The following is an 18,225-nucleotide window of genomic DNA, read 5'->3' as shown; positions in this document are numbered from 1 at the left end:
TGAAATAAAATGAAGCGACTTGCCGCAATGGGAATGACCGCACTTTTAATTATGGGGATCAATCTAAGCGCACTGGCGGACAGCGCTCTATGGACGCCAGAAAAAGCCAACCAATGGTATAGCGAAATCGGCTGGCAGGTGGGCTGCAACTTCGGCCCCAGCACCGCCATTAACGAAACAGCGCGTCAAAACGTATACGTCAGTTTGGTAAACACGCTGTTGTCGGTGTCAAATTCATCTTTGACGCTATTGAACACCAAGTACCAATGGGCGTTGTGGACGAACTCCCAACCGTAGATCACGCTGATGTTGCCGACGCTATTGTTGCGGTGTTGCAGCGACGATTTGATCCACATCTCGTCGGTGAAATAATAATCAAACACGATGCGGTTGAGCCAGACGGTTTCTTCGCCTGTGAGCGGGTCGTCTTCTAAGCGAATGGTAAACTCGTAGCGAATCGGCCAGCGTTCGAAAGGCTTGAAGTTTTTCTCTAACGTCAATTCGTTATAGTCCGTCTCTTCAAATTCGCCGCCGCCCCACAATACGTCGATGCGCTTCCAAAAATCTGAACTAAAGAGCGAGAACCCCGCGCGAGTGCGCGTGTTGTCGTAGGGGTGGTGATAGTCAATGGATTGTCCAGCGCGCAGCCCAAAATCATTTGGGAAGACCACGGAGGATTGCAACGCAAAGTCGCGCAGGATGGTTTGACCGTCTTCGTTTTCATACAACTGCGAATCGGCGTATACTGATAATTCTTTATACCATTTTTCGTCAGACTCATGGCGGTATTCGATTGCCGCGACGGGGCCATAAATATCCTGACGGGGAATATAACCCAACACCGGATTAAACTCTTTACTCACAACATCATATCCAATGTCGATATCCCAGGGGTAGCGTTCGAATTGAAGAGACGAATAGCCGAGATAGTCGATGCTGTCTTTTTCGATCCCCGCTTGACGGTCTTGCAATTCTTCATCCGCGACGGCGGCCTGAAAACGCAATTGCCAATCATCATGCAGAAAAAGGATGCCGTCGGCGCCGCCCACGCGAGAGTGGCCTTCGTCAAACTCTGACGCATTGGCGTAATAACCGATGGTGGATCGCTCGCCGATGTTTTGTATGGCGCGAAACACGCTGGAATTTCCATGATAGGAGCCGTCATGCACCACGTCGCCCTGGATGTCTAAAAAATAAAACTTGTAGTCGTTCCACTCGCCGCTGACTTTTCCGCCCGCTTCAATATCGGTGAAGCGCCGACTGTAGTACAACTGTTTGCGCATCTTCAACAGTTCTTCGCCTTCACGAAAGAACAAGCGTTTTTCAGGGAGAAAGCGCTCGGTGTCGCGCAACTCGATGGTGTCGGCGTCCGCCTCAATTTGCCCGAAGTCCGGGTTCAGCGTCCAAGCGCTGGTGATCGACGGCGTCAAGCGAAAACTCACATCAATGCCGGATTGAAACAAGGTGCTGGTTTCTCCGTTGATATCCGTCTGCGTACTGACATACGGCGTGATTTCGAGATTGCGGTCAAACTCGCTGTCGGCGAGGTCTAAATTTTCCAGATGGCCGAAGTGGCGCGGCTTAAAATAATCGGTTGGGTTATAACTCCAAAAGCTGGTGACATCGCTGCTGCGCAAGACGCGGGTGAAATTCAGCCCCCAGGTTTGACCGTCGGCTTGAGAAAAATTCATCACCGACAGCGGGATGCTCATTTCAAACGTCCAGCGGTCTTCTTCAATCTTGGCTTCGAGTTCCCATTCCGCCGTCCAGCCGATATTGAATTGACCGGAAGGGCCTTCGTTGGCGTCATAGGGCGTCCCCAGCGGGTTGGTAAAGAACGCGTATTTTGCGCGATGGCTGTGCATGGGGTCGATGTGGACTTCGACAAAATCATCGCCGCTAAACGCGCGGTCTTCACGGCGTTCGGTGGCGTGCAACTCGCTCATATCGTTGTCGAGACACACACAGGATATATAGAGATGGGTTTTGGTATACGCAACGCGAACGATGGTTTGCTGGTCGGCTACGTCTTGGGTGCGGATATCAACAAAGTCGCCGGAGGTTTCGCACTCCTGCCAGAAAGGTTCGTCGAGAATGCCGTCGACGCGTATCTCTTCCGTCGTCTTGTGGGCTTTCATCGATGGGACGCCCGCGTCGGGGTCGTCATGCGCCACAGCGGACGCCAACGCAAGCGACAAGAAAACCACCGCGAGGACACAGCGCGTGGATTGCAAACTCAAACAATGCAGCCAGTATGTAAACAGATGAATAACTAAATTCATTAGATGATTGCGCCTACAGTTGAATTTTCAAAGATGCGATAAACAATCACCACAAATCATACAGGATGAACGCCCATTTTTAAAAGCGCATGGAACGTATTTATTGAATCGTTTTATTGAACCGTAACAGGAAACTCGCGATAGTCTCCGTTCATCGTCCATCGAATACGGTAATCGCCCGCAGCGACATCGCTAATCTTCCAGGGGAAAATTAAGGCCGCGGCGCCGTCATTTTTCTCCGGCGCCTCACGCAATGATTGCACGACTTTTTTTCCATCCGATGAGCGCAATTCAATTTTCACTTTTCCTGCAACGCGGATTTGGCAGGTGATGTTTGTGGTTTGGCCGTCAGCAACGACAGCGGGCATCGCCGCTGCCATGATGAAATACTGGTTGCTATGAAACGGGCGCTGCAATTCCGTCACTGGCAGGTCGGCGTGTTTTCTCTCAAAACTCGGCGGCGTTGAAATCTTAGCGCCCGCGAGTTCGCGCACAGCCGCATCAAAATCAAACAAGCCGGTCCATAAGGCCCCGGCGAGGTTTTCAAAATGGCCGCCCGGCGCTTTTTTGATGGGGATGTCGCCTAGCGCCGCCATCTGAACGGCGTAGTTGGAATTTCGCCATTGCGGATTTTCTTTGTCGCCGTTCCACATGATTTTCAAGTTGGTATTAATGATGCGCTGAATGTCTTCTTGCGTGAATGTCAGCCCCGAATGATAGGCCTCGGCGATTTCGTGAATTTCGCCTGATTGATAATTACGATATGGATGCACGTTGACCCAATGGCGCAGTTTGCTCCATTTCAATTCTTCGATGTCCCATTCGCCGAAGGGTTCCCAATAGTTCCAGACGTAGTGGTCTTCGAAAAGACACATTCGGCTTTTCATGTAATTAAAAATCTTGAGCGCCTTTTCGCGATACGCTTCATCGCCAGTGATGCGATAGATGCGCAGGCAGGCGATGCCCATTGAGTTTTGTTTATTGAAGGGCAGCGTGAGCGTGGATTTATCGACGTTCAGGTTGCGCCATTCGGTCAGGTTGTCGGGCGTCATAAATTGGTCCCACGAAACATAGACGCCGTAGGGGCCGTCTTCGCGCCAAGTCCCGCGCGCGTCCCACTTTTCGATCAAGTGTTTTTTGGCGAGATGCAGGTACTCATTCGCTTTTGATTGGTATTTTTGAACGACGGCGGCATCAGAATTTTTCAACACCGTTTCGCTAAATTCCAGCATGGGGTTAATGAGAATCGCGTCGCCGATGTGGACGTCGCCGATGAAGTTTTTATCATAAATATAAGGGCCGACCCAACCCTTGTATCCGTCGGACGATTCGTGAAGTTTCGCGATGAGCGCGTCAAAATATTTCGCCGCCGCGTCGAGATACTCAACGTCATGGGTTTCCCGATATCCCTCAAGAAACTCGCCTGCGTCATAGGCCGCGTGCCAACAAACGCCTTCGCCTGTCATCGCGCCTTCCGCCTTAAGCAGCGGCGTGTTCATGCGCCCACGCAACAGATTGTCTGGAGCGGCAACAGAAAATACCGCACTGATCGTGAATAAAGAAAAGATGACCGAATAAAAGAAATGTCGTTTCATGTTTCGCCTCTAACGATTTGTGTGCATAATGTATTGATAATACAATTCGACTAATTCTTGCGTATTCTCTAAACTACTACACTCACGTTAAATTGCTATGGGAGATCGGACATGAGAAACAAAACAGGCTTCACGCTAATTGAATTGCTAATCGTCGTCGCCATCATCGGAATTCTGGCGGCGATTGCCGTCCCTAATTTTTTAAACGCGCAAATCCGGGCAAAAATCGGCAGCGTCCAGTCGGAGTTTAACACCAGCAAAACCGCATTTGAAATGTACCGCCTCGACACCGGCGGCAGTCTGCCCGACGCGTGGGCGGACGGCGGGTGGTATGCAGCATGGCGACGCTTCACGACGCCCATCGCCTACCTCTCTACGATTCCCATCGACATATTTCAGCCGAAGCAGCGCGACTTGTTTGTGAATGGACACCCCTACTACGAATTTGTCGAAGCCAACCGGGCGGAAAAAGGCGCAGGCAAAAATTATGCGCTCGCCAGCCTTGGCCCCGACATGGAAGACGACACGCTCTCGTTTGGCGCCTACCCCAACTCAACTAAGTTTGTAACATACGCAGCGTCGAATGGCTTAATCAGCGACGGCGACCTCTTATTGGAAACAGCGCCGGGATTGAACCCCGAACGGTATTAACGCGCGGGCGTTTGGCGATTGCCTCTGGTGATTGAAACCGCTGCGGACACCAAATCTAATAGTTGAAAACGAGATCGCTTCGCTACGCTCGCGATGACACAACCTGAATTATCAAACTAAATTAAGGTTCTTCCGAATACTGGGTACTTTTTTATAAATTGAATTGAGATTTCGCTGCATGCGGCATGGGTACAACTCTGCTCGCTTCAGTGCGGGCTTCCAGGCCCTTTTGCACAGGCGCTTCCAGAGTTGCATCCATGCCTAATTTGGTTTGTCGATTTTTGACAGGCCGGAATACGTTTTCCTAACTAAAATTATGGCTATCCATCAATACTAAATACTCAATTACCGGATGAACCTAAATTAATCACCAAAAGGCGCGGAGTTTACTTCCAGAAGCTATCAAAAAAAACGGGGCGTTGATATCAACACCCCGTAATTATCGAGCATGGTTCATTTATTTTATTTGTGAAGCGACCATGTAGAAACCTGGGTCGCAACGCCCGTGACGGAACGCGAAGCAAAATCTTTGCCGATGGGTTCCGACGAAATTTCACCGATGTATAAGTCAAAGCCCGCGAAGCCCTCGATCTCAACCCCGTCAGAATACGCAACATTGTCATCATCCCACCAACTGGAATCCATCCAGCCCCAATGGCCGATGTTTCCCGTTCCTCGCTCAGGCATATCGGTTACCACCAGATACTTTCCATCCGGCGCGGGGTTTTCTAAAACCATTTCCGCGCGGGAATTATCCGAGTGGTTTTCGATCACGGTTTGACCGATGGGGGTAGACGCGATGGTGGTTTGATAATCCGTATCCCAGACATAGAGCGACAAGCGCATCCCCGCGCCGCTTCCGTTCCAGGTTGGGCTGTTGAGTGCGACGCCCTGGAAGTTCCACGGGACGGTAAAACTCTGCGCGAGCGTAGCAACTTCTGTATCGGGCACGGAGAAAGGCGTCCAAGCGCCCGCTTGACCGTCGCCGTACCAACTCAGCCATGTGACAGCCACGTTGTCGTAGGGTTTGCCGTTGAAGTAGGCTTCGCCGCCTTCGTAGCGGCTTTCGTTCCACAACCAGCAGCCGATCTGATAGGGATCAACCGCTTCAGGGTTCGAGTTGGTCGGCTCGGAGGCTTCCCAAAAATATTCGCCCGCCGGTAACTCAGAACCTGCATAGGCCGGGAACCAGCCGCCGTCGGCGAGATCAACCAGAATGCTCACTTTGATCGGCGCCTGCGCAACGGTGGCGTCATAGCTGCCCGCCCATTCATATAAACGGATGGTCAGGCCCTTTTCGCCGCTGACGCTCCAGGTAGGCCCGTTGACTTCGATGCCTTCAAACGGCTGGGTTGCGGTAAAACGCTGCCCGCACTTTTGTCCGCCGTTGAGCGAAATTGGCGAATTTCCGCCTTGCCCTGTAAAAAATTCTTCGACAATATCCTGGCTGAATCCCGAAACCGCCAAACAGCAAAACAAACCTACAGCAAGAATTCTTCTCATCATCCATATCCTCCTAGAATTAATAGTGCTGCAAAAAATATTCGATTAGATTCCCGCCAGACCGCCCGGCGTATACACAATGTCGCCGGAACTCAGCAGGCCGTTGCTAACGGCATACGCCCGGGGGTTGTATGCAGGCAGAATGTCTTCGACCTTGTCAGGCCCCGGGCTGGTGATGATGTACTCGCCGTCAATCTTCACATTTTTCAACATGTTCTTCCACGATGACTTCCATTGTTCGGCGGTGTTTCCGGCGCCGTCGCCCGCGTACACTTTCTTGCGGGCGGTGCGGTAGCGGGCGTGCGGGTCGTTGCGTTTCTCAGGCCCGGTGGATGTATCGTTACCGTAGATGCGGTAGCCGATGTTAAACTCATCGACGGGCAGCGAGGTCATATAAGAGACGGGCGTGGTGAGTGACTCGGGCAAGAAGCCCCAGTTGTGCGCTTCGCGCGGCGAGAGGAACGAGATGATCCCCAACGGAAACTCGTTGTTATCGATGGCGTAGGCGCCGAATGCGACGCCCACATTGCGCATGTCGGCGGCGGCGCGGGCGATTTTGGCGCGGGTTTGCGCATTCAAAAAATTCGGCACCGCTATCGCGGCGAGTATCCCAATGATCGCGACGACAATCAGCAACTCAATTAAGGTAAATCCCAGGCATTTCTTCATCGTATTCCCCATTCAAATGAATCAAATTCACCAACCATGCAATCAACAAGATGAATTTACATTTCGATATTCGTCCCATTCAATTCTAAAAAAAATTCTCTGGTGGGTTAAGAACCCACCCTACATTTCCTATTACAACTTCGCGGTGAATTGATATTCGCCTGATTCAACGCGATAAACCATGCGGCCATCTTCTTTCTTTAACAGCGACACGCCCTTCGCTTTTGAGGCTTCGACGCCGCTTTCTTTCACTAGCGCCGCGTCGTTGGCGGGGACGGAAACTTCCGCCGTCGTGTTAACAGGCACTTTGATCTTCCAGATGAACGCGCCGTTTTCTTTTTTCCATTCGCTGATGATTTCGCCGTGGATGGAGTGATAAGACGCATTGCAGAACGTGAGGCTGTTATCAATGCGCGGCTTCATAATGATGTGTTTGAAACCGGGGTTTTTCGGGTCAGCCTGAATGCCCGCCAGATATTCGTTCATCCAGATATAGAGGTCGCCGACCAGCATGACGTGATTGCCGGAGTTCATCGCGGGATCGGCGGTATTGCCGTTCCACAGTTCCCAGATGGTGGTAGCGCCTTGTTCAATCATGTAACCCCAACTGGGGTAGGCGGTCTGGGTCGCGATGCGAAACGCGAGATCACTGCGACCATGATCGCTGAGCGTACGCATCAACCATTGCCCGCCGATGAGGCCTGTGCCGACATGACCGTTGGTTTCTTCTTCAATTTTTTTGACGAGGTTATTAAAGACGCGCTCTTCTTGATCTTTGGGAACCATGCCGAAGGCCAGCGGCAAGACGTGCGAGGTCTGCGAGCCGTTGTCGTAGTAGCCTTCATCTTCGTTATAGAATTTTTTGTTGAACGCGTCACGAATGGTTTCAGCCAATTCGCTGAACTCTTTCGCATCGTCATTGATGCCGAGCGTCTCTGCATACCACTGCATCAACTTTAAGTCGTAATAGAAATAGGTTGTTCCTAAAACGGGCTTCGCTGTTTGGCGGCTGGGGTCTTTCGAGTGGATCAACTCCGGCGATTCGGGCGGTACGCACCAGTCGCCGTAGGTGTCGCGCGGCATGATGCCGTCTTCGAGATACTGCGACATGAATTCGATCCAGCGTTTCATGCCGTCATAGCGTTCTTCTAACACGCGCACGTCAGCGTATTGAACCAACAAACTGGAAGGCGTGATGAGAAAGCAGCTGGGCCAGGTCACGTCGTTGGGGTACATCGGCCAATAGTTGGGCGCGACGCTGGGGACGGAGCCGCTATCTTTCTGGGCTTCGTTCATGTCGCCCATCCACTTGCGGTATAGCTGCGCGACGTTATAGAAATAGGTTTCGCCCTTGGATTCCGCTGCGCGGTCGCCCAGCCATGCTTGACGCTCGTCGCGCTGCGGGCAATCGGTGGGGAAACTACGGTAATTGCCGCGAACGCCCCAGCGAATATTTTCACGAATTTGGTTTAATATCGGATCAGAACAAATAAACTCGCCGACTGGCTCAACGTCGTCATGCACCACGCAGCCTTCGATGGCGTCCAACGCGGGTTCGCCGGGGTAGCCCGTCACTTCAACATAACGGAAGCCATGATAGGTAAAGCGCGGTTCGTACTCTTCGACGCCGTCGCCTTTCAATGTATACACGTCCGTCACTTTGGCGGAGCGGATGTTATCGAGATACAGCGTCCCGTCGTCTTTTAACACTTCGGCATGGCGCAGGCGCACTTGCGTCCCTTTGGGGCCGCGCACTTTCAGGCGGCACCAGCCCACCATGTTTTGGCCCATGTCGAAGATATACACATCGCCGATGGAGTTTGTGACTGCGATAGGCTTGATGGTTTCGGTCACGCGGATGGGTTCGATCATCTCCGCGCGCAATTCGCCCGACGGCGCTTCGACGACTTCGACTTTGTTCCATGACGAGTCGTCAAATCCGGGTTTGCTCCAACCAGGCATTTCTTTGCGGGCGTCATATTCTTCGCCGTCATATTCATTGTTGGCGCCAATTGGCCCTTCGGTCGTAACCATCCATTTCGAGTCGCTCGCAATGGTTTCTTTCGTGCCGTCCTGATATTCGATTTCTGTTTGCAGTAACAGTTTGGGGTAGCCGTAGGTGCGGGTTTCAGTCGGCACGGTCAAACGCGGCGCGAAATACCGCCCGTTGCCTAAGATGGCGCCCAGCGCGTTATCGCCTTGGTTTAATTGATCGGTGACATCATAGGCGACGTATAAGACCCGCTTGTCGTAATCGGTCAGCCCCTGGCTCAACACATGGTCGCCCAGTTTTTCGCCGTTGAGATAAAATTCCGAAAGGCCCAAGCCGCTTCCATAGACCACGGCGCGTTTTACTTTCTTATCAACGTTAAAATCACGCCGCAGATATCGCGCCGACAAGCGGCGGTCGAGGGCTTCGTTTTTCATGCCCGCTTTTCCCCAGGGCGCGTCGCCATAGTTGGCGGCAATGATCGCCTGGTTCCAAGAGAAATCATCAAACTCCGATCCCGTCCAACCAGCAGCGGAAGCGTTGCGACTTTTCCATCCGGCGTCGGTTGTGATAAATTCTTCGGAACCATCGGAATGTTTGATTTGTAAAATCGCGATGAACCCTGCGGGGTTGGGCGCGGCCCCATCATTGGTTGCTTCGACGGCGATGGTGTTTTTGCCTTTGTGCAAACGGCCGTTTAAGTCAATTTCATATAACTGATTAAAGTTGCCGCCGGTTCCAGCGATTTCAGCATTCACCCAAAGTTTAAAACTATTGTCTGCTGTCGCGAGGATGCTGGCGGATTCGATGTCTTTCTCAACATTCACCACACGGCGAAAATAGACCTTTTCGACGGGCGCCGCCTGGGCGGCCTTTTCATGTACATGCCAAATCCATTTGGCGCTGTCTACGTCTTGAGCGCTTGACGCCTCGGGCGCGGGGTCGCTGTGGTCCCACCCAACCCATTTGGCTTTCCAGTCGGAAGGTTTCAGCAAGCCCGTCCCCCAAAAAGCGGGCTGGCTCCAGGCGGAGGCTTCGCCGTCGGCGTCCCAGACGCGTACTTTCCAGAAGCATTGCATTTGCGACTGAAGCGGCTTGCCGTCATAAGCGATATGAATCGAGGCGTCGCTTTTGACTTTGCCGGTATCCCACAGGTTGCCGTTGTGTTTTGATAAAATTTCTTCATTGCTGGCGACGAGAACTTGATAGGCGGATTGTTTCTGTCCGCGTTGGTTTGAGAGAAGTTCCCAACTCAGGCGCGGGCTGGGCTCATCAATGCTGAGCGGATTCTCTAGATACTCGCAGCGCAATCGCGTAATCTGCATATCAGTTTCTGCGCTGGAAGCGACAGAGGTGAGCAGAATGATGATTGCGAAACAACTGACGACGGCGGCGAGGATGACGTTTTGATTTGACGATTTCATTTTGCTTATCCTGGTTGCTGACTTTGCGCGTTTTTTGAATGGCTGAAAACAATTCTACAAAATTTTTGTGAATTTTTATACAATTATCTGGGGGCATTTGCATAAAATTTTTCTTTTTATCTCAAAGGAAAGCGGAAAATCCATGAAACGATCAAAACTTCTCAAACATTCTCTTTACATGCTGGTTGGTTTTGCACTTTTGGGAGCAGCGCTCACAACAAACGCGCAGACATCGCAGACGAAATTCTTCGGCGAACCCTATCGAGACGGAGATGTATATGCTGATACATGGGTCGCGACTGACGCCCTCGGGCGCGACTCGGTCGGCGTTGATGAATGCGGCCCGGTCAAAAAAGACAAATGGGTCGGCATCTTTTATTGGACCTGGCACACCCCGGGCCGGGGCGGCCCCAACGACAATACCAAACTGCTCGCCGCCGCCAGCAACGGGGTGGTCAACTGGCCGACGCCGCCGCAAACCCACCATTGGGGCGAGCCTGAGCTGGGCTACTACCTGATGACGGACCCGTTCGTGATTCGCAAACACGCCAGCCTGTTAGTCGACGCGGGCGTGGACGCGGTGTTCTTTGACACCACCAACCCGCCTTTCACCTGGAAAGACGAATACGAAGCGTTATGTAAAACTTACACACAAATGCGGCAGGAAGGCGCGCGTACGCCGTCGATTTGTTTCATCGCGCCCTTCGGCGACCCGCGCCCGGTAACGGACCGGCTTTGGAACGACCTCTACAAACCCGGCCTGTGGAAAGACCTGTGGTTTCAATGGGACGGCAAGCCGCTGGTTCTCGCCAATAAGGACTACATCAAAGACCCGGAACAATTGGCGTTCTTCACCTTCCGCCGCCCCATGCCCGACTATTGGCAAGGGCCCTCAGGCCCGGACCAATGGAGCTGGCTCGAAACCTATCCACAACACGTCTTCAAAAACAGCAAGGGCGAAAACGAGCAGATGAGCGTAGGCGTCGCGCATAACGCGCTGCCCAACACGCCCGGCCCGGTGCCGATGAGCCACAAACGCGGCGCCATGGGACGCAGCTGGCACGACGGCAAAAAAGACGCGCGCGACGGCGCCGTCAATCTCGGCCTCAACTTTGACGAACAATGGCGCAGGGCGCTCGAAGTCGATCCGTCTTTCATCTTCGTCACGGGTTGGAACGAATGGATCGCCGGGCGGTATTTCAAATGGCACATCTACACCGATGCGGATTGTATCTATCCCGGCGGCATGTTCGTCGATCAATATAACCATGAATACAGCCGCGACAGTGAACCTATGCGCGGCGGACATACCGACAATTATTACTATCAACTGGCGAACTGGGTGCGTCAATTCAAAGGCGTACGCGAACGCCCCAAAGCGAATGGGCCGTCAGCGATCACGATTGACGGGGCGTTCGGTGACTGGCAGCAAGCCGCGCCTGAGTTTCGCGACACAATCGGCGACGTTGCCCACCGCCATTTCCCCGGCTATGGCGACCTGGTTTATACAAATACCACGGGCCGCAATGACTTCGTCATCTGCAAAGCGGCGTATGATGAAAGCAACCTCTACTTCTTTGCGCAGACCCGCGACAAGATCACGCCGTACACGGACCCGCATTGGATGTACCTGCTGATCGACGCCGACCAGGACGCGCAAACCGGCTGGCTGGGCTATGACTTTATCGTCAACCTCGAACCTGATAGCACAAGCGAAACCAGCGTCCATCAATGGAAAAATGGCGCCTGGGCCATTACCGTCAATGCGGCCTATCGCGTCAACGGCAACGGAATCGAAATCAGCCTTGATCGCAAAGCAGTCGGCTTAGACAGCGATGCGCCCGCGTTTGATTTTCATTGGGCGGACAACATCCAGAGTTTCGGAGGCGTCGAAGAGTTGGGTCTCAACGGCGACAGCGCACCCAACCGCCGATGGAACTACCGCTTCGAGAGCAAATAGAAAACGTTGTCATCAAGGGCAAGCCATCCTTTTGCGACGGCTTGCCCCTTGCCGCCCAGCCTACTGTGGTGGGTTAACCTACAATTGCTTTGATGAGACGCTGCACAATCCGATCCCCGGGAGAGCCTTGGCTCGCCGCCCGATATCCGGCTCTCAAAAATTGACTTCATTGCCCGTCTATGTTGCAATAGCCTCACGATTAACAAAGGGGAATACGAATGCGAATTCTATCCGTCTCAATGCTTGCCTTGTCTCTATTTATTTTTGTTGGTTGCGCGACGCTGCAGCCTTCATCATCAACCAGCGTGATGAAAGCAGCAACGCTGCATGTCCCGGTTACGTTTGAAACGCCGGGGGGATGGTCGATTTCAGCGCAGCATATCACCCTGGGCGCCGACGACGGCTCGACGCTGCCCGCGCAAATGAGCGCTGCAAAGCAAAACCTGAACACGCCTTTTGATTACGCATCGGCGCTGGCCCCAATCAACGCCGCGAATAACTCAACCTATAAATTGGCGCGTTCGACCGACCCGGTGGTCGTATCGGACAAACTGCATTGGCAAGACGACGGCGAGACCACGCTTTCGCTTTATGAAGGCGACCGCTTCATTCTCAATTATCACTACGGCGTCATTTCCCCGCCCGAAGGCGTCGCGACTCACCGCTCGCGCTCGTCTTACTTTCATCCGCTAACGGGATTAGACGGCGAAATCTTTACCGAAGACTTCCCTACTGACCATTACCACCATCGCGGTTTTTACTTTGCCTGGCCGGGCGTTCACGTCGGCGACCAACGCTATGACATGTGGCACCTGATCGGAATGTGGACCAAATTCGAGCGCATTCTCGTCAAAGAAGAAGGCCCGGTTTTTACCGAACTCATCATTCAAAACGGCTGGTACGACAGCCAGCGCAAGGTGATGGACGAAGTGATGAACCTCACCGTGTGGCATTCGGACGGCGTCGGCCAATTCATGGACGTGCAATATACCTGGACGCCGCTGGTTGACATCGAGATCGGCCCCAAAGACCAAAAGGGCTACGGTGGTTTGAATTTCCGCTTCCCCAATCGAAAGAACACCGTGGTCACCAACATCGACGGCGTACAGCCGACCAGTGATTTGAAGCGCTCGCCCTGGACGGACTATTCCGGCGTTTTCAAAGGGCAAAACGCTCCGTCGGGCGTAACCATTATGAACCACCCCGACAACATCGACGCCAACCCGCCGTGGATCATTCGCGCTGCCGATGATTATGGTTTTCTGGGAATCTCGTGGCCGGGCATCGACACGTTCCATTTTGTCGCGGGCAAGACATACACCAATCAGTATCGCCTGTTCATGCATCGCGGCGACAGTGAAGACGCCATGGTGAAAGAAGCCTTCGCGCAATTTGCGCAGCCCCAAAAATTGAACATTCAACGGTAACCATTATGATTCGATCTCTGTCACTCTCGCTTATTCTATTAGCCTCAATCGCACACGCGGCGCCGACGTCTGACCATTTCATGCGGTTCGACGATCTGGCGACGCGCTGGGACGAGGCCGTCCCGCTTGGCAACGGTATGCTGGGCGCGCTGGTTTGGCAGGAAGGCGACGTGGTGCGTTTTTCGCTCGACCGCGCCGACCTGTGGGACGAGCGCCCGGTCGAGAATTTTGAGAAGCCGGAGTTTCGCTTTCAGTGGATGCTTGATCAAGTCAACAAGGGCGACATCGGCCCGGTGCAAGAGTTGATCGACAGGCCTTATGACAAAGAACCGGGGCCGACCAAAATTCCAGCGGCGCGGCTTGAGTTCGACCAATCGAGTTTTGGCAACGCACTGAGCGTCGAACTCGATCCAGCGCTGGCGATCTGTACTGTTAAGTGGGATTCAGGCGTTCAACTAGAAACCTTCGTCCATGCAAAACGCCCCATCGGTTGGTTTCGCCTGACAAATTTAAAAACTGACATCACCCCAAAAATCGTTCCGCCTCCATTCGGCGGCGACCCCGGCGATCTTTCAAACATCAACTCGCTTAACACCCCGCCGCTCAGCGCGTTGGGGTATCCTGAGCCAGTGCTCATGGAAGGGAAAACGTCATCCAATTATGTGCAACAGGGTTGGGACGACTTTCGTTTTGCCGTGCATTGTGAATGGAAACAGCAAGACGAAATTCTCACAGGCGTATGGGCGATCATCTCCACCGAAAGCAATATTGACCCAAAAACAAAAACCTCCGATATGGCGCATTCGGCCCTGACGCGCGGATACGAAAGCGACAAGCAGAGCCATTTGGATTGGTGGCGAAATTATTGGAAGCAATCCAGTATCGACATTCCCGACGACGTACTTGAAAAACAGTGGTATCTGGAGCAATACAAGTTTGGCTCCGCCAGCCGACGCGGCGCGCCGCCGATTACCCTGCAAGCCGTTTGGACCGCTGACGAACAGCGTACGCCTCCCTGGAAGGGCGACTATCACAACGATCTCAACACCCAACTGAGTTACTGGCCTTGTTACAGCGCTAACCATCTGGATGAAGGCATGGCGTTTCTCGATTGGCTGTGGAAGATCAAGCCCGCCAACGAAAAATTCACTCAACGCTTTTATGGACACAGCGGGCTGAACGTTCCCGGAACAACCACGCTCGACGGCGACGCGATGGGCGGGTGGAACCAATATTCATTTTCTCCGACGACCTCGGCCTGGTTGGCGCACCACTTTTATTTGCACTGGCGCTACAGCATGGATGAGCAATTTCTTGTGGAACGCGGTTATCCATATATAAAAGCCGTCATTGAATTTCTCGAACAGCACAGCGTTCTTGAAGACGGCGTCCGCCGCCTGCCGCTGAGTTCATCGCCTGAAATTAATGACAATCGCATCGACGCCTGGTTTAAGCAAACGACCAATTATGACCTCGCGCTGGTGCGCTGGTTGTACGGCGCGGGCATTGAAATGGCGGAAGCGCTGGGCAACTTCAGAGATGCAGAATTTTTTAGAGAAACCCTCAACCAATGGCCTCAACTGGCGCGCGCAAAAGACGACGGGCGGCTTTTGGTTGCGCCGGAGTATCCGCTGCACGACTCGCACCGCCACTTCTCTCACTTGATGGCGTTTCATCCGCTGGGGTTGGTTGACATGAGCAACGGCGAAGAAGACGCCCAAACCATTAAGGCGTCGCTCAAGCGGCTTGAAGATCTCGGCCCCGACTGGTGGTGCGGTTATTCATACGCCTGGGTGGGCAATATGTATGCGCGGGCGTTTGACGGCGAAAAAGCCGCGCAGATGTTGCGCGACTTTGCGCAGTGTTTCACTTCGATCAACACCTTTCATCTCAACGGCGATCAGACCAAGTCCGGCAAGTCGAAATTCCAATACCGTCCGTTTACGTTAGAAGGCAATTTTGCTTTCGCGGCGGGCGTTCAAGAAATGCTGATGCAAAGCCACACGGGCGTAATTCGCGTGTTCCCGGCGGTTCCAAAAACATGGAAAGACGCGTCATTCAAAACGCTGAGGGCCGAAGGCGCCTTTCTGGTTTCCACCAAACGCGAGGGCGGCGTCATCACTGAAATTGATATTGAATCGGAAAAAGGCGGATTGCTTTCGCTCTATTTGCCGGAGCCGGGTTCTTACAAATTTTCCGGCGGCGTCCCGGTCGCTTCAGATCAAAAAAACGTAATCGCCTTTAAGACGTCACCGGGAGACCGAATCCAAATTCGTAATTCTAAGTAAAATTAATATTGATTGTTTTGCTTGCAATGACGCTGCTGTTTGTTTTCTGAATGATCCGATGGTGAATACTGTTTTGGGAGAAAAAACATGTTTGAAACCAGACGACGGTTTATTCAGAAAATCGGCGCCAGCAGCGCCGCGCTTTCATTGGGCGGATTGCCCCGGCTCGCCTATGGGAAAGACAACCAATTTTTATCGCAATGGCAAACGCCCGCCCGCGAGTTTTCGCAAGCGCCCTTCTGGTTCTGGAACGACGACCTGTCCGAAAAAGAAATCACGCGCCAGTTGCTCGACTTTTGCGATCACGGCGTTTACGGCTTCGTCATTCACCCGCGCGCAGGGCTGCCGCGTTCCATCGGCTGGATGAGCGACCGCATGATTCACTACATGCGCCACGCGATCAATGAAGCCAAGCGCCTCGATATGTGGGTGGTGCTCTACGACGAAGGCATGTACCCCAGCGGCTCTTCGAGCGGACAGGTGGTAGCCGAGAATCCCACGTTCCGCCCGCGCGGGCTGTTCGCCGTTGATCTGGATGAAGCCAAATCCGGCGACGAAGTACGTGGATTCAAAATCGACGAAAACGGCCCCGTACTGAGAGAAGATCAAAAACTCATCGCGATTGTAAAACGAAACGATGGACATCGCATTGCGGTTCTCGACCGCTATATCACCCCCGGCTATTCATTGATCCGCGGGCTGCATTTTAAAGAAAACGGTCCCCAACGCCGCGCCGACAAACGCGAGGTCGCCGAGGACATGCCACCGCTGGGCGATATTCTCAATCCCGAATCGGTGCAGTGTTTCATCCGACTGGTGTATCAACATTGCTACGACGAATTCAAAGAGCATTTTGGGACGACCATCAAAGCGATGTTCACCGACGAGCCTTCCTTCTTCGGCAAGCGAGGCGAACGCGGCGCCGTCCCAGGCAATGCGGATGTGCTGCAATTCGTCAATGAATGGAGCGGCGAAGATTTCACGCCGCATCTGCCCTCGTTATTTTTTGAAGATGAACCCAACGCCGCCGAACACCGCGCACAATACAACCGGGCGTTACAGGCGCGGTTGGAAGAGACTTTTTATGCGCCTATTTCCAAATGGTGCACAGAACACGGCGTCGCCCTGACCGGACACCCCGCTGCGCCCGACGACATCGGACACCTGCGCTACTTCCAAATTCCCGGGCAGGATATCGTCTGGCGTTACATCGAACCGGGCAAACCAAGCGCGTTAGAGGGCGCCCAATCCACCCAAGCCAAGTGCGCCTCGTCCGCCATGATTCACTTGGGCCAGCGGTTTAATTCAAACGAATATTGCGGCGCGTATGGTCACAACTTCACCTTTCGCGAGATGCAATGGCTGGCGAACTGGCTCATCATTCGAGGCTGCAACCGGCTCTATCCTCATGCGTTTTATTATTCCGTACGCGGGCCGCGCGTCGACGAACGCCCGCCTGACGTGGGGCCGAACAATACATGGTGGGGCGAGTTTAAGCCATTCGCCGACGCGACCAGCCGCCTGTGTTGGCTCAACGCCGACAGCCGCCACGTGTGCGAGGTTGCGATATTGGGGCTAAACGACTTGCTGCCTTGGAAAGCGGCGAAGGCCTGTTTTCAAAACCAGATCGACTTCAACTATCTCGAAGCCCGCCACCTGTGGGAAGACGCAACCGTTGACGAAAACGGCGTTCACATTGCGGGCATGCACTACAAAGCGTTAATCATTGAAGTCGAACCGCCCAAGCAAGCCGCGCCCATGATTGAGACGCTTCAAAAAGTCGGTCGCGTCATTCAATGGAAAGACGATGAAAGCAGGCTGGTAGCGAGCCTCAAAAAATTAATTGAACCTGACGTCGCGCTGTCTCCTCAAGAGAATGACATTCGCGTTCGCCATGTCGTCAAAGACGGGCGCGATTGTTATTTGTTATTCAATGAAGGCGAGAAAACATTGGAGACGCGCATTCAGTTTTCCGCGAGCGGCGAGGCGAAACGACTTGCGCTCCATACGGGCGAAAGCCAGGCGTTTGATCCAGAAAGCGAATTGTCGTTTGAACCGCACCAGATGCGCGTGGTGATTTTTGAAACGTAATAAAGGGACGACAAATGAAATTAAAGTCTTTCATTCAGATACTCATTCTCTCCGGCGCCGGGCCTGACGATCAAGTGAAGGGCGGGCACCCGGATGTAGTCGTAAACGACGGACGCGCTTTTTTATTTTACTTTACGCATCCCGGCAGACGGGGAGCAGACGCCGACAAGAATGGATACGAACAGCGCCGCAGTTCGATTCAGGTGGTTGAGTTGCAATACAATGACGGCGCGATATCTTGCGACCGCAATCAGCCGACGCATCTGTATCTGAAAGCGCCTGGTTGAGAACCGCCTGAAAAACAAAAGAGCCGACGCGATTGACGTCGGCTCTCGCATGTCATCT

12 protein-coding genes are annotated in these 18,225 nt (G+C 53.2%); 7 read left to right on the top strand and 5 right to left on the bottom strand.

Annotated elements, in window-relative coordinates; genetic code table 11:
- The first annotated feature begins 9 nt into the window (after window positions 1–9).
- Window positions 10–297: a hypothetical protein gene (locus tag P9L94_13880; protein ID MDP8245169.1), complete on the top strand. Its 288-nt coding sequence runs from the start codon at window positions 10–12 to the stop codon at window positions 295–297.
- On the opposite strand, the gene P9L94_13875 is transcribed toward P9L94_13880, so the two are convergent.
- Together P9L94_13875 and P9L94_13870 are read right to left on the bottom strand one after the other, a co-directional pair.
- Complete coding sequence (locus tag P9L94_13875) at window positions 186–2,282, bottom strand: carbohydrate binding family 9 domain-containing protein (protein ID MDP8245168.1); 2,097 nt, start codon at window positions 2,280–2,282, stop codon at window positions 186–188. The two genes, P9L94_13880 and P9L94_13875, sit on opposite strands and share 112 nt — an antisense overlap.
- A 113-nt stretch (window positions 2,283–2,395) precedes the next feature.
- The gene (locus tag P9L94_13870) at window positions 2,396–3,877 is read right to left on the bottom strand and encodes a hypothetical protein (GenBank protein MDP8245167.1); all 1,482 of its coding nucleotides are present in this window, start codon (window positions 3,875–3,877) and stop codon (window positions 2,396–2,398) included.
- A 111-nt stretch (window positions 3,878–3,988) separates the two neighbouring features.
- Between P9L94_13870 and P9L94_13865 the strand changes: the two genes are divergently transcribed.
- Window positions 3,989–4,528 (top strand): prepilin-type N-terminal cleavage/methylation domain-containing protein, encoded by a 540-nt coding sequence (locus P9L94_13865; GenBank protein ID MDP8245166.1) that lies wholly within the window; start codon window positions 3,989–3,991, stop codon window positions 4,526–4,528.
- A gap of 462 nt (window positions 4,529–4,990) precedes the next feature.
- Here P9L94_13865 and P9L94_13860 read toward each other — a convergent pair whose 3' ends face one another.
- The 3 genes from P9L94_13860 to P9L94_13850 form a co-directional block, all read right to left on the bottom strand.
- Window positions 4,991–6,034 carry a hypothetical protein gene (locus P9L94_13860; protein MDP8245165.1) on the bottom strand — a complete coding sequence of 348 codons (1,044 nt, stop codon included), beginning with the start codon at window positions 6,032–6,034 and terminating at the stop codon, window positions 4,991–4,993.
- 42 nt (window positions 6,035–6,076) lie between these two features.
- A complete protein-coding gene (locus P9L94_13855; GenBank protein MDP8245164.1) occupies window positions 6,077–6,700 on the bottom strand; it encodes a prepilin-type N-terminal cleavage/methylation domain-containing protein in 624 nt (207 codons plus the stop codon).
- A 132-nt stretch (window positions 6,701–6,832) separates the two neighbouring features.
- The gene (locus tag P9L94_13850; GenBank protein MDP8245163.1) at window positions 6,833–10,114 is read right to left on the bottom strand and encodes a glycoside hydrolase family 78 protein; all 3,282 of its coding nucleotides are present in this window, start codon (window positions 10,112–10,114) and stop codon (window positions 6,833–6,835) included.
- 142 nt (window positions 10,115–10,256) lie between these two features.
- Here P9L94_13850 and P9L94_13845 point away from each other — a divergent pair, with 142 nt between their 5' ends.
- The 5 genes from P9L94_13845 to P9L94_13825 all read left to right on the top strand — a co-directional run bounded on the left by P9L94_13845 (window position 10,257) and on the right by P9L94_13825 (window position 18,167).
- The gene (locus P9L94_13845) at window positions 10,257–12,074 is read left to right on the top strand and encodes a hypothetical protein (GenBank protein ID MDP8245162.1); all 1,818 of its coding nucleotides are present in this window, start codon (window positions 10,257–10,259) and stop codon (window positions 12,072–12,074) included.
- Between the two features lie 218 nt (window positions 12,075–12,292).
- On the top strand, window positions 12,293–13,501 hold the full coding sequence (locus P9L94_13840; GenBank protein ID MDP8245161.1) for a PmoA family protein: 1,209 nt from the start codon (window positions 12,293–12,295) through the stop codon (window positions 13,499–13,501).
- Between the two features lie 5 nt (window positions 13,502–13,506).
- Window positions 13,507–15,789 carry a glycoside hydrolase N-terminal domain-containing protein gene (locus P9L94_13835; protein ID MDP8245160.1) on the top strand — a complete coding sequence of 761 codons (2,283 nt, stop codon included), beginning with the start codon at window positions 13,507–13,509 and terminating at the stop codon, window positions 15,787–15,789.
- A gap of 87 nt (window positions 15,790–15,876) precedes the next feature.
- Complete coding sequence (locus P9L94_13830; protein ID MDP8245159.1) at window positions 15,877–17,880, top strand: hypothetical protein; 2,004 nt, start codon at window positions 15,877–15,879, stop codon at window positions 17,878–17,880.
- Between the two features lie 14 nt (window positions 17,881–17,894).
- Window positions 17,895–18,167, top strand: coding sequence for a hypothetical protein (locus tag P9L94_13825; protein ID MDP8245158.1), 273 nt, complete (start codon window positions 17,895–17,897; stop codon window positions 18,165–18,167).
- The last annotated feature ends 58 nt before the right edge of the window (window positions 18,168–18,225 follow it).

The sequence above is a fragment of the Candidatus Hinthialibacter antarcticus genome (assembly GCA_030765645.1).
Taxonomy (GTDB): Bacteria; Hinthialibacterota; Hinthialibacteria; order Hinthialibacterales; family Hinthialibacteraceae; genus Hinthialibacter; species Hinthialibacter antarcticus.
The sequence above is the reverse complement of the archived record's forward strand: the minus strand, read 5'-3'. Positions and strand labels throughout refer to the sequence as shown.